Genomic DNA, 21409 nt, shown 5'->3' with positions numbered 1-21409 from the left:
CCATGGACAGCCGCCGCCCCCCGCTCGCACCCGCGTTCCGGAGTCTGCCGGAGTATGTGCGGCACTGGGCCGACACCACCCCCGACCGCCGGGCGTTCACCTTCGTCGACCATCCCGGCCCCGACTCGCGCGGCGTCCACCGCACGCTGACCTGGCGGCGCCTCGACCTGCGGGTGCGGGCGCTGGCCGCCCGGCTCGCCGAGGGGGCCGAGCCCGGGGCGCGGGTCGCGCTGCTGTGCCCGCAGGGCACGGAGTACGTCACCGCCTTCCTGGCAGCGCTCGCCGCCGGCCTGGTCGCCGTACCGCTGTATCCGCCCGGCCTGCCGGGGCACGCCGACCGGCTGGCGGCCGTGTTCGCCGACGCCCGTCCGGCGGTCGCCGTGACGACGGGCCGGGTCCTGGACGAGGTGCGGGACTTCTGCGAGGGCACGTCCGTGCGGATCGTCGTCGCCGACCAGGTACCCGATGCCACCGCAGGCGACTGGCAGCCGGTCGTGCTCGATACGACGGAGATCGCCTATCTGCAGTACACCTCCGGCTCGACCCGCACCCCTGCGGGCGTGGAGATCACCCATGCCAACGTCGTCGCCAACGCCCGTCAGGCGCTGACCGCCTACGGCGCGGACGCCCAGCCGGTGACCTGTGTGGGCTGGTTGCCCCTGTACCACGACATGGGGCTGGTCCTGAGTGTCGCCGCCCCGGTGGTGCGCGGTCTGCTGTCGGTGCTGATGGAGCCGGTCGCGTTCCTGCACGAGCCCGCGCGCTGGCTGCGGCTGCTCGCCGCGTATCCGCGTGCGCTGAGCGGCGCGCCCAACTTCGCCTACGACTACTGCGCGTCCGCCGTCACCGACGTGCAGAAGGCGGATCTGCGGCTGGACGGGATCGCTGCGCTGATCAACGGCAGTGAGCCGGTCCGCCCGGGCACCGTCGACCGCTTTCACGCCGCCTTCGCCGCGCAGGGGCTGTCGCCGGACGTCCACTGCCCGTCGTATGGGCTGGCCGAGGCGACGGTCTTCGTCAGCGCCGCGCAGCCCGGTCGCCCGCTGTACCGGTTGGCGCTCGACCGTGACGCCCTCGCCTCCGGGAAGGCCCTGCCCGCGCGGCCCGAGGACTCCCGGGCGGTGCTGCTGGCGGGCTGCGGCACTCCGGCTGGTCAGCGGGTGCGCATCGTCGATCCCGCCTCCGGGGCCGTGATGTCCGAGGGGGAGGTCGGGGAGATCCGGGTGCAGGGCCCGAACGTCGGCCGCGGCTACTGGAACCAGGAGCGGCAGACCCGGCTCGTCTTCGGCGCCGAGTCGGACGCCGGGCCCGGCAACTGGCTCCGCACGGGCGACCTGGGGACGGTGCTGGACGGGCAGTTGATCGTCACCGGCCGGCTCAAGGACCTCATCGTCGTCGACGGCCGCAACCACTATCCGCAGGACGTGGAGGCCACGGCCCAGGACGCGCATCCGGCCGTGCGGCGGGACCGGCTGGCCGCCTTCGGTGTGCCGGGCGGCGCGGGTGAGCAGGTGGTCGTGGTGGCCGAGCATGTGCGGACCACAAGCCTCGCCGAGATCGACGTACCGGCCCTCACCCGCGCCGTACGCGCCGCCGTCTCCGACCGACACGGACTACGACTGGCCGAGGTTCTCCTCGTCGCACCCGGCCTGGTACCCCGCACGTCCAGCGGCAAGGTGTCGCGGGCGCTGACCCGTCAGCGGTACCTGGAGGGCGCGTACGCGACGGAGCGTGCGCGATGAGGGCGGCCGACGAGGGCGCGATACGGCGCCTCATCGTGGAGCGGACAACGGCCTGGAACCCCAAGACCGACCCGACCGCGCCCCGCACCCCCGGCAATGCGGGTGCGGTAGGCCGACTCATCACGCGACAGGCGGCAGCCCGGACCAGGCGCGCCCGGGGCGCCGGCCCCATCGCGCCCCACGCCTCGGGCGGCGCGGACCCAACGCGCCCACCCATCGCGGAACGGACAGCGGCGTGGGCCAGGTCGGGCGCGATGCGCCTACTCGCAGAACAGGTGGCCGCCCGGACCGAGCCCGCCCCGAACGTGCCGCGCACCTGCGGCGGCAAGGTCTCGCGAGGCCTGCCCCCTCAGCGCGATGTGGCGGGCATATACGCGGCGGAGCGTGCCCGATGAGCGCCGTCGACGAAGGCGCGTTGCGCCGACTCATCGCCGAACGGGTGGCCGCCTGGAACGGGTCCGCCCCCGAGGCCGTTCCGATGGACCGGCCGCTGGCCGACCTCGGTATGGCCTCGCGGGACGCGGTGGTCCTGGCCGGGGAGTTGTCGCGGCTTGTCCGGCGTGAGTTGCCGGCGACGCTGCTGTGGGAGGCGCCGACCGGTGACGCGCTGGTGGCCCGCCTGTGCGCCGCCGAGGTGGAGGCCGTGGCCCAACTGGCCTCTCCTACCAGCGACTTCGGCGAGCCCGTCGCCGTCGTCGGGGTCGGGTGCCGGTTGCCCGGTGGCGTGCACGGACCGGGCGATTACTGGCGACTGCTGAGCGAGGGCGTCGATGCGATCCGGCGCGTGCCTGAGGACCGGTGGCGGGACTTCACCCACTTCCCACCCGCCGACGCGCCCTCGTACGGCGGCTACCTCGACGACATCGCGGGCTTCGACGCCGACTTCTTCCGGATCACTCCGCGCGAGGCCGCGGTGATGGACCCTCAGCAGCGGATCCTGCTGGAAGTTGTACAGGAAACGCTCGACCATGCCGCCGTCCCGGCCGCCTCGCTCGCCGGCAGTGACACCGGTGTCTTCGTCGGTGTCTCGGCGCCCGAGTACGGCCGGCTCACCGGCGCTGACGCGAGCGCCGTCGATCCGTGGGCCCCCGCCGGTGCGGCGCTGAGCGTGACCGCGGGCCGGGTGGCGTATGTGCTGGACACCCGTGGGCCGAGCATGGCGGTCGACACCGCGTGTTCCTCCTCCCTGGTGGCCCTGCACCACGCATGCGTCAGTCTGCGCACGGGCGAGAGCGGTATGGCGATCGCCGCGGGCGTCAACGTGTTGCTCTCCCCCACCATCGGCGTCGCGTTCGCCCGGGCCGGGGCGCTGGCGCCGGACGGGCGCTGCAAGCCGTTCTCGGCGGCGGCCGACGGCATCGGACGCGGCGAGGGCTGCGCGGCCGTGCTGCTGAAGCGGCTGTCCGACGCCGAACGCGACGGCGACCGCGTGCTCGCCGTCATCCGCGCCACGGCCGTCAACTCCGACGGCCGCTCCAACGGCCTCCTGGCCCCCAACCCAGTAAGCCAGCAAGCCCTGTTGGCGACCGCCTACGCACGGGCCGGACTCGACCCGGCCGCAGTCGACTACGTCGAGGCGCACGGCACCGGCACCCCGCTGGGCGACCCGATCGAGGCGGGCGCGCTCGGCGCCGTGCTGGGCGCGGGCCGTGACCCCGACCGGCCGCTGCTGCTGGGCTCGGTGAAGGGCAACCTGGGTCATCTGGAGTCGGCCGCGGGTATCGCCGGGCTGGTCAAGACGGTGCTCGCGCTGCACCACGACGTTCTTCCGCCGTCCCTGCACTGCGCGGAGGGCAGTTCGTTGGGCGAGGCACCGCTGCGGGTGGTGACCGAGCCCGAGCCGTGGCCGCGCTACGGCGGTACGGCCACCGCCGGGGTCTCCGGGTTCGGCTTCGGCGGCACCAACGCCCATGCGGTGCTGGAGGAATGGCGGTCCGCCGTCCAGTCATCGCCTCCCGCCGAGGGACCGGCCGCCCGCCTTCATCTGCTCTCCGACGTCGACTCCGAGCGTCTGCGGGACACCGCCTCCCGGCTGGCGGAGTGGCTCCGCACGCCCGCGGCAGGTGCCGCACGAACGGCCGACATCGCCCGCACGCTCGCCGGGCGGGCCGACCGCGGGCCGGTGCGGACTGCCGTCGTCGCCGCTGATCGCGGTGAACTCGCCGACGCACTGGGCGCGTTGGCACAGGGGCGGCCTCACGTACGGGTCCTGGCCGGCGAGGGCGATCTCGTCGGGCGCGGACCGGTGTGGGTGTTCTCCGGGTACGGCAGCCAGTGGGCCGGCATGGGGCGCCGGCTGCTGGCCGAGGAGCCCGCGTTCGTCTCCGCCGTGGAGAAGATCGACGCGCAGCTCGCCCCGGAGTGCGGGCTGTCCTTGTACGACCACCTGGTCTCCGGCGAGGGCCTGGAGCTGCTGGAGGTCGCCCAGCCGGTCCTGTTCGGCCTCCAGGTCGCGCTCGCCGAGCTGTGGCGCTCCTACGGTGTGGAACCCGCCGCCGTGATCGGCCACTCCATGGGCGAGGTCGCCGCCGCGCTGTGTGCGGGCGCCCTCGACGTGCCGGACGCGGCGCGGGTCGTCGCCGTACGGGCCCGGCTGCTCGGTCGGCTGCGGGGCGGCGCCATGGCGGTCGTCGACGTCGACGACGGTGAACTCGACGCCCTGCAAAGGGACTTCCCCGCTGTTCAGGTCGCCGTCCACTCCTCTCCCGGCCAGAAGGTGGTCACCGGCGAGGAGGCTGCGGTGGCGCGGCTCGTGCGGCGGCTGGAGGAGGAAGGGCGGGCCGCCCGGGCCATGCGGGTGGTCGGAGCCGGGCATTCACCCCAAGTCGACGGCCTGTTACCGGAGTTGATCGACTCGCTGTCCGGCATCGAGAGCAGACAGCCGCGCATCCCCGTCTACTCCACCGTCCTCGACGATCCCCGCGGCGACTGCACCTTCGACGCCGACCACTGGGCCGCCAACCTTCGGCGGCCGGTACGTCTGGACCGGGCCGTCGCGGCGGCCGCGGCCGACGGTCACACCGCCTTCGTGGAGATCTCGCCGCATCCGGTGCTGGCCCGGGCCGTCACCGACACGGCACCCGGCGCGATCGCTCTGGGCACGTTGCACCGCGAGGCCGACGACTGCGCCGCGTTCCTGTGCCAGTTGGGCGCTCTGTATGCGGCGGGGCTGTGCCTGCCGTTGCCGTCGGGTCGCGTCATCGATCTGCCCGCGCCGCGCTGGCGGCATGTGCGGCACTGGTGGACGGACAGGCGGGCGACAACGACCACTCCCGCCCCGGTGCCGGAGGCACAGCCCGCCGTGCCGCAGGACACCTCCGTCACCGCACGTCTGTGCCATCACATCGCCGCCGTCACGGGGCACGCGCCGGGCCGTGTCACCCCCGCCACCGCCCTGACCGACCTCGGCCTGGACTCGCTGATGGCCGTCCGTATCCGCACCGCCCTGGAGCGCGAGTTCGGCATCGAACTGCAGCTGCGCGATCTGCTCGGCACCCCCACGGTCGAGCAACTCGCCGAGCGCATCCGGCAAACGCCTCGGGCCGGGGACGGTTCGCCGCTGCGTACTCTGCGGGCCGGCGGCTCCCGTCCGCCGTTGTTCCTCGTCCACGCCGCCGGGGGCACCACCGATATCTACCGTGCGCTGGCGGAGCGGCTCGGGAACGACCGGCCGGTGCACGGGCTGGAGCGGATCGAAGAGGCCACTACGGTGACCGAGAAGGCGAGTCGCTACGCCGAGACCATCACCGCCGCGCAACCCAACGGTCCCTTGTTGCTGGGTGGTTGGTCCTTCGGCGGCTTCATCGCGCAGGAGACCGCACGGCAGCTCACCGCCGCCGGGCGGGAGATGGAGCTGGTCGTACTCATCGACTCCGTACGGCCCGTGCCGCTCCACGGGCAGACGCGGGACGACCGGATCCGCGCGCACTTCACGGGCTTCGCCCGGCACGTCGCCGACACCTACGGGGTCCGCCTTGAGCTGCCGTACGACGAACTGGTGGCGATGGACGACGACGGCGCGCGCATCGACACCGCGCTGCGGGCGCTGCGTGAGGCCGCCGAAGTGCCCGCCGCCGTCCTGGAGCACCAGCGCTCCTCCTACCTGGATCTGAGGATCGGCGAGGCCCACCGGCCGGGACGCTACGACGGGCGCGTCGTCCTGTACCGGGCCACCGACCGCGCTCCGCACACCGTGCGCGATGCGGCCTATGAGCGGGACGACGAGGCGCTCGGCTGGGACGAGGTGTGCCCGCGCCTGGCGGTCGTACGGGTCGGCGGCCACCATCTGTCGCTCCTCGACCCGCCGCACGTCGACGAGATCGCCGCCCAGCTGCGACGGGAGCTCGCCGAGCAGACCCGTTGAACCCGGATCCCGAGGAGCCGCCATGCCCCGTCCCCACCGCGCCACCGGAGTGTCCCGGCGCACCGTCACCAAGGCCGCGGCGAGCGCCGGCCTGGCCGCCCTGTTCGGTGCCGCCGCCGGCACCGCGCGGGCCGCGACCCAGCTGGGGCCGCGCACCTTCGACGTGTCGGTGGCCTCCGCCGCCCTGGGCCGCAGTGCCCCGGTGCGGCTGATCCTGCCGTCCGGCTTCGACGCCCAGCCCGGCCGCACGTACCCCGTGCTGTATCTGCTGCACGGCGCCCACGACGACTACACGTCCTGGACCCGGGAGACCGACATCGAGGCCTTCACCGAGGGCCGGGATCTGATCGTGGCGATGCCGGACGGCGGCCCCACCGGCATTCCCACCCACTGGCTCAGCGGCCCCGACTACGAGACGTTCCAGCTCACCGAGGTCCCGGCGATGCTGAGGCGCGACTACCGGGCCTCCGGGGTGCGGGCGGTCGCCGGGGTCTCCACCGGCGGCTACGGCGCCATGGCGCACGCGGCCCGCCATCCGGGGGCGTTCGCCGCGGCGGCGTCCTACAGCGGCATCCTCGACACCATGGCGCCCGGCGTGCCCACCCTCGTCGACGCCATCGTGGCCCGTGAGAGCCTGGCTCCCCTCTCGCTGTGGGGGAATCCGGTCCTGAACCTGCTGACCTGGCGCGACTTCAACCCGCGGGCCCGCGCCGCGGGCTTGCGCGGTACTCCCCTGTACGTGTCCAACGGCAGCGGAGTGGTCGGCGGGACCGGCGACTGGCTCCCCGAGGCCTTGGAGAGCGCCCTGTGGCCCTCCGCCCACAGCTTCACCGACACCCTCGCCCGCCTGGGCATCGCGGTCACCACGCACTTCTACGCAGGAGGAGGACACAGCTGGGCGTACTGGAAACCGGAGTTCACCGCGTCGTGGCCGATGCTCGCCGGTGCACTCGGGCTGCCGGAGTGATGTCGGTGCCGTCGGGGCACGGAACGGAGCGCGGGGGACACCCGTGCAACACAGGACTTGTCCCTCGCCCCACGGGAAACACTCCGCGGGTGAGCCGGTTCCGGTGGAAAGGAGTGTCCGCGATGGCCGTCCCCACCCCGCACGGCGAACCGGCCGGTCCGGCGTTCCCCTCGGTGCCGTCCGACCTCGCCGGTCCGCTGCGAGCCCAACTGGAGGCGGTCGCCGACCAGGTCGAGGACGAGGTGCGCAGACAGGTTCCCGAGTACGCGGGTCCCGCGGACGGCATGTACGCCAGGAACCTGCGGGCCGGGGTGGTGCAGGCGCTGACCCTGTTCGTCGACCACATCGCCGACCCGCGCGGCCGCAGCGACGCGATCGCCTCGACGTACTACGAACTCGGGCGCGGAGTGGCCCTGGAGGACCGCAGCCTGGACGCCCTGCAGTCCGCGCTGCGGATCGGAGGGATGCATGCCTGGCGGCTGATGGGCCGTACGGCGGAGGAGCTGGGGCTGGACTCGGCGGTGGTTGCGGCGCTGGGCGAGCTGGCGTTCCGGACCGTGCACGAGGTGGCCGAGGCGGCCGCCGCCGGTTACGCCGAGGGCCGGCTGCGCAGCACGGACGAGCTGGAGCGGCGGCGCAGGCGCCTGCTCGAACTGCTCCTCGGCGAGGGGCCGGTGTCGTTGGAGGCCGTGCAGGATCTCGCGCACGGCGCCCGCTGGTCGGTGCCCCGGCAGGTCGCGGTCGTCGCGCTCGCGGCCCCGGCGGACCGGCGTGAGGAGGAGTGGCCGCTGGCGGGCGCGGGGGCGCTGGTGGACATGGGGTCCCGGCCGCCGCGGATGCTGCTGCCCGATCCGGACGGTTCGGGCCGCTTCGGCGGCCGCGCGTTCACTCTCGCGCTGCGCGGCCGCCCGGCGGCGATCGGCCCGACGGTGCCGCTCACCGAGGCGGCGCAGTCGCTGCGTTGGGCCGCACGGGCGCTGCGGCTGATGGGGCGCGGGATCCTGCCCCGGCAGGGCGCGGTGCGGTGCGCCGACCACCTCTCGACGCTGCTGCTGCACGGGGACGAGCCGCTGCTGGCCCAGTTGGAGACGCGAGTCCTCGCACCGCTGGACACGGCCACCGAGGGGCAGCGGCCCCGGCTCGCGGAGACACTGCTGGCCTGGCTGCTCAGCGGCAGCAACGTGCCCGACGTCGCCGCCCGGCTGCACATCCACCCGCAGACGGTCCGCTATCGCCTGCGCCAGCTGGAGAAGCTCTTCGGGGACGCGCTGCACGACCCCGGCACCCGCCTGGACCTCATCCTGGCGCTGCGCGCCGAGGAACTCCGAGAGCAGGCAATTCCCAACGACTCACCTCAGCTCAAGAAACCGTAGAACTTCTGAATTCCCATACATAACACGTGGTCAGAAACAGCGAATACCTTCGGGACATCCTTTTCCGCAGGCGCGCGACGCGCCCGACCCTCAAAGGATCCCCATGCGTATTCGCTTGTGTCTCGCCGCGCTGTCGCTGATCGGCGGCGCGGCCGGAGTGGCCACCGTCTCGGCATCCGTCGCATCGGCCGCCACCTGCTCGGACATCGACGTCGTCGCGGCTCGCGGCACGTTCGAGCCCGGCACGCTTGGCGCGATAGTCGGCGACCCGGTGTATTCCGCCCTGCAAAAGAAACTGACGGGCAAGAACCTCTCCAGCTACAAGGTGAATTATCCGGCCGACCTTTCCCTCACCTCGGCCGCGCAGGGAAATGCCGACCTGGTGAATCACGTCAAGAGTCAGGCGGCGTCCTGCCCGAACCAGCGTTTCGTTCTCGTCGGCTATTCGCAGGGCGCGAACGTCGTCGACAACTCCATCGGCATCAGCAGCGACGGCGCCGTGGTCGGCAGCCCCATCGTCGCCACCATCCCCGCCGCGCTCGAACCGAGGGTCGCCGCGGTGCTCTTGTTCGGCAACCCGATCCGGGCCCTCGGCAAGAGCGTCACCGGCACCTACCAGAGCCGCACCATCGACTTCTGCGCCAAGGGTGACCCCATCTGCGAGAACGGCGGCACCGACGTCCTCGCGCACCTCGGCTACACCTCGGACGCCGACGCGGCGGCCGCCTTCGCCGCGGCCAAGATCTGAGCGGACGGCCGCGCAGGACGGACCCGGGAGGATCGCCTCCCGGGCCCTTCTCCCGTGCGGGCAGGGCTACTTGGGCTCCCCCGCGAACTGTGCCAGGTTGCTGGAGACTATCTCGGGCCGCCCGTTGTTCTGCACGGGCGCCGCGGTGAGCACGTCAAGATGCTGGTAGCCGTCGGCGACCACGGGATGCAGGTCGGCCGGGGTGCGGCCCGCCAGCAGCCCGTCGCCCGCGAGGACGGTGAGCGTCGGGTTGGCGGTGAGCCCTTCGGGGTGCACGAGCAGCTGCTTCACCTGCGGGGAGGTGGCCAGTTCGAGGTCGGTGACCAGTTTGGTCGGGAAGTACTGCTCGGTGAAGTCCAGGGGCTGCTGGGCCAGGCTGCGGGCCAGCTCCCCCATATCGGTGACCTCCTTGCTCGCGTTGGTGAACGGCGTGCCGTCGGCGGATCGGTAGCCCGGGTCGTCGGCGGCGCCGACACGGTCGTAATTGCGCCATGTGTAGAGCGGGCCGTGCGGCTTCTCGGGGATGGCCTTGTACTCGACGCCGAACAGTCCCGGTTGCTGCGAACTGCCGTTGGTGGCGGGGAAGTTCTTGTCGGTGATCGGCCCGCCGTCGAAGAAGCCCACGCTGCTCTGCAGGAACGCCAGCGGTACGGAGTTGTCGTCCAGGAGGGCGCCGAGCACGGCCGCGTTGGTGAGCCGGAAGTCCTTCACCGCGGGCGAGCCGGTGAGGAAGGTGGCGATGTCCTTGGAGAACAGGAAGCGGTTGGTGGCCTCGATGTCGGTGTTGGCGGGCAGATAGCTGGGCAGGTCGGCCTCGCCGTCCGGGTCCTGTACGGCGCCCACGCCGGCGATGGCCAGCAGTGTCATCGTCTCGGGATTGAGCAGGACCGGCGCGGACAGTGAGCGGGGCAGCACCCCGCTGTCGAGGTCGGCCTGCACGGCGCCGTAACCGAGGCCGACGTCGGGCAGGTTGGTGTCCCCCGGCATGCTGCCGCTCAGGTCGCCGAGGGTGGTGGAGACGGTGGTGTCGAGGGCGAAGTAGCCGGCGCACTGGTTGTATCCGGCGTCGCTCGTGGTGGCGGGGTCGCCGTCGAAATCGGCGGCCGCGAAGTAGCCGGTGATCACGCCGCCGAGGGAGTGTCCCCCGCACAGCACCTTCCGCTTGCGCAGCCCCTGATCCGGCAGCTCGGCGGCGAGCAGGTCGTATTGGTCCCGCACGGTCTGCTCGATGCCGAGCTTGGCCACCCAGCCCAGCCGGTCGTTGCCGACGAACCCCGCGAAGGTGCGGCCGTCGACCTGTTTGCCGCGGTAGTAGTAGTCGACGGCCGTGTGCTGGTCGCCGGAGGCGATGCCGGTGCGGTCCTCCAGGCAGTTGGAGCGCCGGTCCAGGGCCCAGAACTCGATGTGCCGCCCCTGCTCCGCGGCGCGCGCCACGGTGTCACGGGCGACGCTGTCGAAGGCTCCCGCCCCCTCCAGGATGCCTGGCTGGGCGACGAGGATCCGGTCGGCGTCGGCCGACGTCCGCGGCCCGTCCAAGGAGCGGTAACGCAGATACGACAGCCAGTCGCACGCCGCGGGACGGGCACCGAAGGACGCCGGCAGCGGAATCCTCACCCGCACCACCGACTCGCTCACTCCGGCGACCGCACTCGTCGACTTCACGGGCGTCTCGGTCCGCGCGCTGTCCCCCCGGGCGTCCGGGGCGGTCACGGTGATCGCCCCACTGGTCAGCAGCACCGCCAGCACGGTGCTGCGCAGGGCCTTCGCGGTTCTTCCTCTGCTGCGGCTCGTGTCCATGGCCGGACCGTAGGACGCCGCAGGCCACGGGTTCGGGCAGTGCTCACAAAGACTCAGCTCCTGGAGGCGGCTTTGTCACTGGGGGCTGAGCCTCCTTGGTGACCGGGCTTCAGCCAGGGTCTGGACTGTGTCGTCAGCACCGAACCGCGAGCAGAACCCGCACTTCGCCGTCGCCAGCCCCGCCGCAGCGCCGACCGCGATCATCCATGCCGTCACGCCGGGACCGCTGGGCACCGCGGCCGCTTCAGACGCGGGTCCCGTCCAGCATCCCCCAGGTAGCGGCGGCCGGAGTCGAGCCGGGTCTCCGGATCCTCGGAATGGACCTGGGCGGCGTAGGCGATCCCGCACGCGGGTGGTGACCGCGCCGAACAGGCCTGCGGTCACACCCGGTGCCGCCCATTCCCGTCACGAACGTAAACGCCATCCAGTGGAAAGGCGTGGACACCGAGGATGCCGCCGATCTCGACGACCTCGTGGCGTGGCCCGGCAGGCCGCCGGGGTCCACGAGCCCGGCGGCCTGCAGCGCTCAGAAGCCATCACTCGTCCCCAGCCGCGTCCCTGGTCAGGGCTTCAGCAGGGCCTTGATGGCGCGGCGTTCGTCCATTGCCCGGTAGGCGTCCGCGGCCTGCTCCAGGGGGAGGGTGGCCGGGGCCAGGATCCATGTTCACCACGGTAGCCGTCGGCCGCGATATAGGGAGGTCGAGATTGTCCCCCCCCTCTGAACACGGCCTTGTTTTGCGCAGTGCCCGGCCGATCCGCGTCGGAGTCTCAGGCGAGACCCTCGAGGAAGCCCGAGAGCACGGTGTGCAGGAGTCCAGGCTGTTCCAGGTGCAGGTCGTGGCCGGTGCCGGGGATGCTCATGGACCTGGTGGCGGGCCGCTGCCGGAGCATTTCGTCGACTTCCGCTGTGGGAATGAAGCTTGATTGGGCCAGGACGAGCAGGGTGGGGCAGGCGACCTGCGTCCACTCGTGCCAGAAGGAACGCCGGGCGTTCTCCGCCAGCGAGCGGACCATCACGTCCCGGTCGAAGCGAGGCCGCCATCCGCCGTCGCGTTCTTCCAGTCCGGCCGCCCAGCCTGCGCCGACCGGTCCGCCGCCGAAGAAGGCGGCCGCCGCTGCGCGGGAGGGAAACGGTGTCGGCCATGAATCGAGCCATCCGCCGATGTCCACGGGACCGTTCGGGTTCGGACCGCCGGAGCCGGCCTCGACGAGCACGAGCGCGCGGACGAGTGCGGGATGCGCGGCGGCGGTGAGCATGGCGGTGTGCCCGCCCAGCGACTGGCCGACCAGGACGGGCTGCTGCAGCGCCAGCTGATCGGCCACAGCTATGACGTCGGCGATGTAGGCGGCGCGGGAGACGTCCCGCGGGTTGCGCTCGCTGGCGCCGTGCCCGCGCTGGTCGACCGCGACGACCCGATATCCGGCGCTCAACTTCTGCGCCGGCGCGTCCCATTCACCCGCGTGACCGGCCAGACCGTGCAGCAACACGATGGGCTGTCCCGGCCCGCCCCAGTCCCGGCAGACAAGCCGGACGCCGTCTCGCACCACCACGTGTTCAGACCATGCCACGTCGCCCCCAGGGGTCCGCCTGTCGCCCAGCCGCAGAGAGGGCCCCTCATCCCGCAGTCGGCTCGACGAACTGATTGGTGTCGAAGAGTTCGTTGATGTGTCCGCCGAGTTCGGACCAGTGCTGCGCGGACAGTTCGGCGGCGGAACGGGCGTCGCCGGTGGCGCAGATCTCCACCAGCTGGTCATGGTGCTCGATGGTGTTGCGGCCGCCCAGCAGCGTGGAGAACTTGCGGTACAGGATGCGGTGGATCTGCGGGTGCAGCTGTTCGACGATCCGGCTCAGTACGGGGTTGTCGGCCGCTCCGATCGGTACGGCGTGGAAGCGGTCGTCGGCCGCCAGCGCGGCGGCGGTGTCGTTGGCGGTGACGGCCCGTTCGAAGTCCCGGTTGGCCTCGCGCATGGCCTGGAGGTTTTGCTTCGTCATGACGGGTACGGCCGTCTCGACGGCGAGCCGGTCGAGGGAGCGCAGGACCGCGAGGGTCTTTTCGACGTCACGGCGGTTGAGCGTGGTGATGCGCGTATAGACGCCGGGCTTGGCCTCGACTAGGCCGATGTCGGCGAGCCGGGCGAGCGCCTCGCGCACGGGAGTGCGGCTGAGGCCGAGGCGCTCGGCGAGCTCACCGTCCTTGACCTTTTCTCCGGGGGCGAGTTCGCCGCGCACGATGGAGTCGCGCAGGCGATGGAAGACCTCGTCGCTGAGGAGGCGGCGGGAAACGGGGCTGTCGAGTGACATATTGCGTACAGTACATCGCCCTAGACGGCCCCTCCGGTGGCGGCGCCCGTCCTGACGCGCTGGACGAGGGCCCGGGCCAGGATCACGGCCGGGTCGATGAGCGGAACGTCCACGGCGTCCTCGGGAAGCCCCAGCGGAATCTCCGTGCAGCCGGCGATCACCGCCTGCGCGCCCTGTTCGATCAGGCGCTGTGCGGCGCGGGACAGCAGAGCGGTCGTCGTGTCGTCGTAGGCGCCGGATTTCACCGCTCTGATGGCGGTCATGACCTCTTCGTCCTGGCCGGCGGCGTCGGGCAGGACCAGGCGGATGCCGAAGCGGTCCAGCCAGTCCTGGTACAGGCCCGCGCGGACGGTGCCGGTGGTGGCGAGCAGTCCGGCGGTGCGGAGGCCCGGGCCCATGGCACCGAGGTGCCGGGCGACTTCACCGATCATGTGGACGATGGGCAGGCCGACATGGTCGGCGATGCGAGGGACGAACGCGTGTGCGGTGTTGCAGGGAATGGCGATGACCGTGGCACCGGCCTCGCGCAGCACACGGCTGCCGTCGAGCAGCCACGGGGTGGGGTCGGGCCCGTCACCGAGCAAGGCCTGGGTGCGGTCGGGGATGGTGGGGTCGGACCAGATGACCGTGCGCAGATGGTCCTGGTCGCTTGCGCCGGGGGTCGTCGCGACGAGCTTGGCGTAGAAGTCGGCGGTGGCGGCCGGGCCCATGCCGCCGAGGATGCCGATGATCTCCGTGGTGGGGGCGCTCACTGTGCGGGTTCCTTGTGCAGGGACGGGGTCTCGGGCTCGGCCTGGGCGTGGAGGGTTTCGCCACTGCCCCGTTTGGCTGCGCGCCGCTTCTCGGAGCTGTCGACGACGGTGGCGGCAAGGGAGTTGCCGATGACGTTCACACCGGTACGGGCCATGTCGACGATGAAGTCGACGCCGAGGAGCAGCGCGATGCCTTCGGCGGGCAGGCCGATGGAGTTGCCGGCGGCGATGAGGACCACGATGGAGGCGGAGGCGACGCCCGCCATGCCCTTGGAGAGGATCACCAGCACGCCGACCATGAGCAGCAGGGCGGGCAGGGAGGTGTCGGCGCCGTAGGCGTTGGCGAGGAACACCAGGGCGGCGGCCTGGTAGAGAACGGAGCCGTCGGTGTTGAAGGAGTAGCCGAGGGGGACGACGAAGGAGGTCGTGGAGCGGCTGACGCCGAACTCCTCCAACTTGCCCATGAGGGGGGCCAGTACGGCCTCCGAACTGCGCGTGACGAAGGCGATCCCGGCCAGTCCCGCGATGGACTTGAGCAGTTCGACGTAGCGGATGCGGTAGATCGCGGCAATGAGCGGGAAGAGAGCGCCGATGACGATGGCCAGGCCCGCGTAGACCACCGCGATGAAGCCCAGCAGGCTGCGCAGGTTGCCGAAACCGTAGTGGGCGACGTCGTAGGAGATGAAGCCGAGCACGCCCAGCGGTGCGATGCGGATGACATAGCCGACGACCTTGAACATCACTGCGGCGACCGACTCCAGGACGGCGGCGAAGGGCTCGGACTTCTCCCCGATCGCGGCCATGGCGATGCCGACGAGGAGAGCGAAGACGATCGCGCCGAGCAGATTGCCCTCGCCGAACGCGGCGAAGATGTTCTTCGGAACGGCGTGCAGGACCAGTTCGTGGAAGTCGATGCCCTGGCTCAGACCGTCCAGGTCCCTGGCGTCGGCGCCGTGGACCGGGGCGCCCTTGCCGATGCCCGTGACCTTGGCCAGACCCACCGCGATCAGCAGGATCACGGTGGTGACGAGCTCGAAGTACAGGATGGCCTTTCCGGCGATCCTGCCGACCTTCTTGACCGACTCCATGCGGGCGATGCCCAGCACGATGAGCGGGAAGACCAGGGGCAGGACGACGACCTGCACCAGGTTCAGGAACACGTCTCCGAGAATTTTCATCTGCCCGCCCGCGGCTGGGGCGAGGGACCCGAGCAGGGCGCCGAGACCGACGGCGATGATCGACTGGATGCCGATCGGCACGTTCAGACATCGCCGCAGGAAGCCCGAGGGCCGGGCTGGTGCCGTGTCCGCGTGAGGGGGACGACGGTGTGTTGTGTCCATGAGCCGCTCCTGCCATATGCAATATATTGCGTTCTGCGTGTTGGTCGGCAACACTGAGGCCGGACACGGTGGCCTGTCAAGGGGCCCGCACCACGAGGAGCAGCAGATGGCCGTACGCATCGAGCACGACCTGGTCGGAGACAAGGAGATTCCTGCCGACGCCTACTACGGCGTGCACACCGTGCGGGCCGTGGAAAACTTCGCGATCACCGGAGCGACCATCGCCCAGTTCCCGGACCTGATCACCGCACTGGCCGCGGTCAAGCAGGCGGCCGCCCGAGCCAACCGCGACCTGGGGCTGCTGCCGCCGGACATCGCCGAAGCAATCATCGACACCTGCGAGGAGATCCGCGCCGGGCACCTGCACGAGCAGTTCGTCGTCGACCCGATCCAGGGAGGGGCCGGCACCTCCACGAACATGAACGCCAACGAGGTCATCGCCAACCGGGCCCTGGAGCACCTCGGCCACCCCCGCGGGTTCTACGAGATGATCCATCCGCTCGACCACGTCAACCTCGGCCAGAGCACCAACGACGTCTACCCCACCGCCGTACGGCTGGCCCTGGTCACCGCACTGCGCCGGCTCGGCGACTCACTGGGAGCACTGACCACGGCGTTCGCCGAGAAGGCGGCGGAGTTCAGCGACGTGCTGAAGATCGGTCGTACGCAACTCCAGGACGCCGTGCCCATGACGCTGGGCCAGGAGTTCACCACGTACGCCGTCATGATCGAGGAGGATCGCCGGCGCCTGAGCGAGGCGGCCGCCCTGCTGCTGGAGTCCAACCTCGGCGGTACCGCCATCGGCACCGGCATCAACGGCCACCCCCGCTACGCCGAACTCGCCTGCGCGTACCTCGCCGAGATCAGCGGTGAACCCGTCCGGCCCGCAGGCGACTTCATCGAAGCCACCCAGGACTGCGGTGCCTTCGTCCAGCTGTCCGGCGTGCTCAAGCGCGTGGCCGTGAAGCTCTCCAAGACCTGCAACGACCTGCGCCTGACCTCCTCCGGGCCCACCGCCGGACTCGGCGAGATCAACCTGCCCCCGGTGCAGGCGGGTTCGTCGATCATGCCCGGCAAGGTCAATCCGGTGATTCCCGAAGTCGTCAACCAGGTCGCCTTCGAGGTCATCGGCAACGACCTGACCGTGACCATGGCCGCCGAGGCAGGGCAGCTCCAGCTCAACGCCTTCGAACCGGTCATCGCCTACAGCCTGCTGCGCTCCCTGACCCACCTGCGCGCGGCCAGCGACACGCTGGCCACCCGCTGCATCCCCGGCATCACCGCCAACCGCGCCCACCTCCACGACACGGTCCACCGCTCGGTCGGCCTGGTCACCGCACTCGCGCCGCACATCGGCTACGCCGCGAGCACCACGCTCGCCCGCCGGGCCCTGGCCACCGGCCGCCTGGTCAAGGACCTCGCCGCCGAGGCCGGTCTGCTCACCCCCGAGCAACTGGAGGTGATCCTGCGGCCCGAGAACCTCACCGGGCACTCCGCCCCACCATCGGTTGCCGTGCGATGACCCGCCCCCACCGGAGCAGCCACCGCACGCTCAGGCCGTGCGTTGCTGGAACTGCTGGTTGGCGCCGGTGCCGCAGGGCCACTGGATGAGGCGGGCGCCATCGGCGCTGGAGGCGTCCTTCACGTCCAGGCACTTGCCACTGTGCCGGGCGACGAGGTGGACGTAGCCGTTGCCCTGGTCCTGCAGCAGCCACTGCTGGTTGGTGCCACCGGTGCAGTGGTACTGGTTCACGAAGGCACCGTCGGCGGTCGAACCGCCCGAGACGTCCAGGCACTTGCCGCTGTGCTCGGCGATGACCTGGACGTAGCCGCCGCCCGCGTCCGTCAGCCGCCACTGCTGGTTGAGGCCGCCGCTGCAGGCCCACTGCACCGTGAACGCGCTGTCGGCGGCGGAGTTGTCCGAGACGTCGACGCATCTGCCGCTGTGCCGAGCGACGAGGTTGTAGTAGGGGCCGCCGCCCACGCCGGTGACGGTTCCGGCCGCCGTGTCGACGGCGATCTGCGGGTACCACGGCAGGTCCATGGTCCTGCCGGTGGGGAAGGTCAGCGGCAGCCAGATGTACTGGGAGTCGTTGACCGTGCCGCCGAAGGAGTTGCCCCAGCGGTCGCCCATGTACAGGTACGAGGTGCCCGAGGTGCCCTGGACAGGGAGGACGTAGGCGGTCTGGGAACCGTAGGCGGTGTCGTTGCCTACGTCCGTCATGGCCGTCCAGGGACCGGCGAGGCTGGTGGCGGTGGCGTAGCGCTGCTGGTTGGGCTTCCATCCGCTGTTGGCGGAGGTGAGCATGAAGTAGACACCGTCCCGCTTGAAGAGCGCCGGCGCCTCGCGGAAGGTGCCGGGCCAGGGGTTGGCGACCAGGCTGTCGACCCCGGTGTAGTCGGCGGTCAGCTTGAAGATGTCGAGGTCGGCGTTCTCGTTGGCGGACGAGATCAGGTAGGCCGTGCCGTCGTCGTCCTGGTAGAGGGTCATGTCCCGGGAGGTGATGCCGAGCGGCCGGGAACTGCCCAGGTAGGTGTAGTTGCCGTCGACCGTGTCCGAGACCGCGACGGCGGCACGGGCCTGGGTGTAGTCGGTGCCGTTCTCCTTGTGCATCCACATCACGAACTTGCCGGTGGCGCTGTTGAAGATCACCTTCGGCCGCTCGACGTTGGCGACCGCCAGCTCCGCAGCGCTGTTCCGGGTCAGGACGTTGTTGCGGAACTCCCAGGTCTTCAGGTCCGTGGAGCGGTAGACCGAGACGGCCTTGAAGGTGTTGTCGGGGTTGCGGTTCTCGCCGAACCAGTAGTAGTACGCGCCGACCCTGATCACACCGCCGCCGTGGGCCTGAACCACGGCTCCGGTGGTGTCGGTGAACTGGGTCGCGTTCGTCACGGTGACCGAAGCGGCCTGCGCGGGGGCGCCGGTGACCAGGAGTGCGAAGAGGCCCAGGAGTGCGGCCGGCAGAAGCAAGCGGGCACGACGGTCCATGCGGTTTTCCTTTGTGGAAGGGCACTCACAGCCGGCAAGATGTTGGAAAATGTTGAATGGCATTTGTTTTCGTTCGAGCACGGTAGAGGTCGCCTGGACCCCGGTCAACGGTTCTGACGCGATCGATCCTCCCGACGACTCCCGGACGGAACGCCCCTAGTCATCCCATGACTGTCTCCGCACTTTTCGGATCGCCTCCCCAACTCCTTGAGCGATACGGAAACTTCTCCCCACCTCTGGACAACAGCCTCACCGATCACCCTTAATGCATCCGATGTCTTCCGGAGGCTCCGTTGCCCGCCCAGGTCCCCCCGACGCTGAAGCGATCCGAACACCAACGAGCAGGAGGAAACAACTGTGCCCAGAGCTCTCTCACGTCGTTCGGTACTCGCCGGAATGGCCGCAGCGACCGTGGCCGCCGTCGTAGGCCCGACCGTGATGGCGGCCCCCGCGTACGCCGCGACCGCCAACCCGCTGCCGCTGCCTCCCCTGCGGATCCCGAAGACCGACATGGGCCTCGAGCAGCAGCCGGACTCCAAGGTGCAGTGGCTGCAGGACGCCAAGCTGGGGATGTTCATCCACTGGGGTGTCTACTCGGGCCCTGCCAAGGGCGAGTGGTGGATGCACAACGCCCCGATCACACCGGCGAACTACCAGAAGTACGTCACCGACGCGACGAGTGAGCAGTTCACGGCGGACGCCTACGACCCCACGGCCTGGGCGCAGTTGGCCAAGGACTTCGGAGCGAAGTACGTGACCCTGACCACCCGCCACCACGACGGGTTCGCCCTGTGGCCGCTGAACCACCCCAACGCCTGGAGCGCCGGGCAGGCACCGCTGAACCGGGACTTCGTCAAGGACTACGTCGCGGCGGTCCGGGCGGCCGGACTGAAGGTCGGCCTGTACTACTCGCCGATCGACTGGCGCTATCCGGGCTACTACGACGTCACCGGCACCGACTGCGCGACCAACCCGTGGGGTTACACGACCGACCCCGCGCACAAGGAGAACGCACGGATCATGAAGACCGAGGTGTACGAGTCGGTCAAGGAGCTGGTCACCCAGTACGGCGTCATCGACGACTTGTGGTGGGACGGCGGTTGGCTGGCGGAGAAGGGCAGCGACGCCGACGCAGCGTTCTTCTGGGAGCCCGGCCAGTACCGCGACACCGCCAACCAGTGGCCGGTGGACGCCGCTTACGGCGAGACCGACGCCGGCGGCAAGCCGCTGGGTCTGATGGGCATGGTGCGCAAGCATCAGCCCGACATTGTCGCGAACCTGCGGTCCGGTTGGATGGGCGACTACATCAATGACGAGGGTTCCGGGGTACCCAGCGGGGCGATACGCACCGGCAATCTCGTCGAGAAGGTCTTCACCGTCGGAAGCTCCTGGGGCTACAACTCCGACGGCAAGGTGATGAGTTACGGCACCGCCATGAACATCCTGGTCAACTGCTGGGTGCGCAACATGACCGCGATGGTCAACGTCGGCCCGGACCGGCACGGCACCGTCTCCTCCGGCCAGGCGAGCCTGCTGCGCCAGATCGGCACCTTCATGACCGCCTGCGGCCAGTCCGTCTACCGAACCCGCGGCGGCCCGTGGGACCCCGTGGACGGCCAGTACGGCTACACGTACAGGGACAACACCTTCTACGTCCACCTGCTGCCCGGCTACAGCGGCACCTCGTTCACCACCCCCTCGATCGGGGACGCCCAGGTCACCCGCGTGTTCGACGTGCGCTCCGGCACCAGCCTGTCCTTCACCGTCGGAGGTGACGGCCGGGTCGCCGTCGCCGGCATCGACCGGACCACCCACCCGGAGGACAGCGTCGTCGGCGTCACGCTGGACCGCTCCGTGCAGCCGGGCGACATCGCCGCAGGCAAGACCGCCACCGCCGACAGCGAGGAGACGTCCAAGGGCAACACCGCGGCGAACGCCGTCGACGGGTCCACCTCCACGCGCTGGTGTGCCAACGACGGCAACACCGGCCACTGGCTCAAGGTCGACCTGGGCTCCACCCGCTCCCTGACCGGAACCCGCCTCGCCTGGGAGAAGGACGGTGCCAACTACCGCTACCGGATCGAGGGTTCCACCGACAACGCCACCTGGACCACGCTGGCCGACCTGACCGCCACCACCGGCACCAGCCAGGTCCAGGTCGCCCTCTTCCGCGCGCAGGCGCGCTACGTCCGGGTCACGGTCACCGGCCTGCCCTCCGCCGTGTGGGCGTCCATCCGCAGCCTGGAGGTCTACGACCGGCCGTTCACCGCGGACTTGGGCACCTTCAAGCTGGTCAACCGCAACAGCGGCAAGGTGATGGACGTCAAGGACGCCTCGACCGCCGACGGCGCCCTGGCCATCCAGTGGCCCTGGACCGGCGGCACCAACCAGCAGTGGAAGCTGCTGCCCGACACCGACGGCTCCTACCGGCTGTCCAACGTCAAGAGCGGCAAGATCCTCGACAGCCCCGGCGGTTCCGCCCAGGGCGCGAGCCTCGACCAGTGGGGCGACTCCGGCAGCGACAACCAGTGGTGGAAGCTGGTCCCCTCCAGCAGCAGCGGCTACTACCGGCTCGTCAACGTCCGCACCGGCTGGTGCGCCGACGTCGCCAACGCGTCCACGTCGGACGGCGCCGACGTCATCCAGTGGCCGACCACCGGCGGCGCCAACCAGGACTGGCAGATCGTCGCGCTCTGACACCCCCGTTGCGGATTCGACTGCCCTGTCCGGTCACCTCCAGGGACCAGGGCGGTCTCCGTTGCCCGGTGACCACCTCCTGCCAGGGCTCGCCCGCCCCGATCCGGCGGAGTACATCATGCATCGGGGATCCGTACCCGCGGTGCGTGTCGTCGGCGTAGGCCGCCGCGAAGCGCAGGGCGAGACGTCCTGGTCGACGGTGCCGCACGCCGAACCACCGGTCACCGAAGGCGTCGCCGAACGCGAGCCCGTGCAACGAATCCAGCACGGCAGCAGGGACGTCGATCATCGGGATCGTTTCGCAGCGCGACGGCGCCTCTACGCTGCTTTCCTTCGGTC

At 70.8% G+C, this 21409-nt stretch carries 13 protein-coding genes; 7 read left to right on the top strand and 6 right to left on the bottom strand.

All coding sequences use genetic code 11. The features are described from left to right. Positions 1-2: 2 nt before the first annotated feature. The 5 genes from ABD355_RS15760 (at position 3) to ABD355_RS15740 (ending at position 9193) form a co-directional block, all read left to right on the top strand. On the top strand, positions 3-1742 hold the full coding sequence (locus ABD355_RS15760) for a fatty acyl-AMP ligase (RefSeq protein WP_344400911.1): 1740 nt from the start codon (positions 3-5) through the stop codon (positions 1740-1742). Between the two features lie 391 nt (positions 1743-2133). Continuing rightward, positions 2134-6105: a beta-ketoacyl synthase N-terminal-like domain-containing protein gene (locus tag ABD355_RS15755; RefSeq protein WP_344400910.1), complete on the top strand. Its 3972-nt coding sequence runs from the start codon at positions 2134-2136 to the stop codon at positions 6103-6105. A 22-nt stretch (positions 6106-6127) separates the two neighbouring features. After that, entirely contained in the window at positions 6128-7072 is a 945-nt protein-coding gene (locus ABD355_RS15750; protein WP_344400909.1) for an alpha/beta hydrolase, read from the top strand. A gap of 122 nt (positions 7073-7194) precedes the next feature. Beyond that, entirely contained in the window at positions 7195-8445 is a 1251-nt protein-coding gene (locus ABD355_RS15745; protein ID WP_344400908.1) for a PucR-like N-terminal domain-containing protein, read from the top strand. 103 nt (positions 8446-8548) lie between these two features. After that, a complete protein-coding gene (locus ABD355_RS15740) occupies positions 8549-9193 on the top strand; it encodes a cutinase family protein (protein WP_344400907.1) in 645 nt (214 codons plus the stop codon). Between the two features lie 66 nt (positions 9194-9259). Here the strand turns inward: ABD355_RS15740 and ABD355_RS15735 are convergent, their stop codons facing one another. The 5 genes from ABD355_RS15735 to ABD355_RS15715 form a co-directional block, all read right to left on the bottom strand. After that, positions 9260-10990: a hypothetical protein gene (locus ABD355_RS15735; protein ID WP_344400906.1), complete on the bottom strand. Its 1731-nt coding sequence runs from the start codon at positions 10988-10990 to the stop codon at positions 9260-9262. Between the two features lie 768 nt (positions 10991-11758). Beyond that, entirely contained in the window at positions 11759-12538 is a 780-nt protein-coding gene (locus ABD355_RS15730; RefSeq protein WP_344401225.1) for an alpha/beta fold hydrolase, read from the bottom strand. 67 nt (positions 12539-12605) lie between these two features. Next, on the bottom strand, positions 12606-13292 hold the full coding sequence (locus ABD355_RS15725; protein ID WP_344400905.1) for a GntR family transcriptional regulator: 687 nt from the start codon (positions 13290-13292) through the stop codon (positions 12606-12608). A gap of 20 nt (positions 13293-13312) precedes the next feature. After that, positions 13313-14044, bottom strand: coding sequence for a cysteate racemase (cuyB, locus tag ABD355_RS15720; RefSeq protein WP_344400904.1), 732 nt, complete (start codon positions 14042-14044; stop codon positions 13313-13315). Next, positions 14041-15384 (bottom strand): dicarboxylate/amino acid:cation symporter, encoded by a 1344-nt coding sequence (locus ABD355_RS15715; RefSeq protein WP_344400903.1) that lies wholly within the window; start codon positions 15382-15384, stop codon positions 14041-14043. Before ABD355_RS15715 ends, cuyB begins: the two co-directional genes overlap by 4 nt. A gap of 106 nt (positions 15385-15490) precedes the next feature. Between ABD355_RS15715 and ABD355_RS15710 the strand changes: the two genes are divergently transcribed. Next, positions 15491-16906, top strand: a complete 1416-nt coding sequence (locus ABD355_RS15710) for an aspartate ammonia-lyase (protein WP_344400902.1) — start codon at positions 15491-15493, stop codon at positions 16904-16906. A 30-nt stretch (positions 16907-16936) separates the two neighbouring features. Here the strand turns inward: ABD355_RS15710 and ABD355_RS15705 are convergent, their stop codons facing one another. Beyond that, positions 16937-18373: an RICIN domain-containing protein gene (locus tag ABD355_RS15705; RefSeq protein WP_344400901.1), complete on the bottom strand. Its 1437-nt coding sequence runs from the start codon at positions 18371-18373 to the stop codon at positions 16937-16939. Between the two features lie 396 nt (positions 18374-18769). Here ABD355_RS15705 and ABD355_RS15700 point away from each other — a divergent pair, with 396 nt between their 5' ends. Then, positions 18770-21070 carry an alpha-L-fucosidase gene (locus ABD355_RS15700; protein ID WP_344400900.1) on the top strand — a complete coding sequence of 767 codons (2301 nt, stop codon included), beginning with the start codon at positions 18770-18772 and terminating at the stop codon, positions 21068-21070. Positions 21071-21409: the final 339 nt, after the last annotated feature.

The sequence above is a fragment of the Streptomyces longisporus genome, assembly GCF_039532765.1.
In the GTDB taxonomy this organism is placed as follows: domain Bacteria; phylum Actinomycetota; class Actinomycetes; order Streptomycetales; family Streptomycetaceae; genus Streptomyces; species Streptomyces longisporus.
Note: the sequence above shows the minus strand (reverse complement) of the source record. Positions and strands in the feature narration are given on the sequence as shown.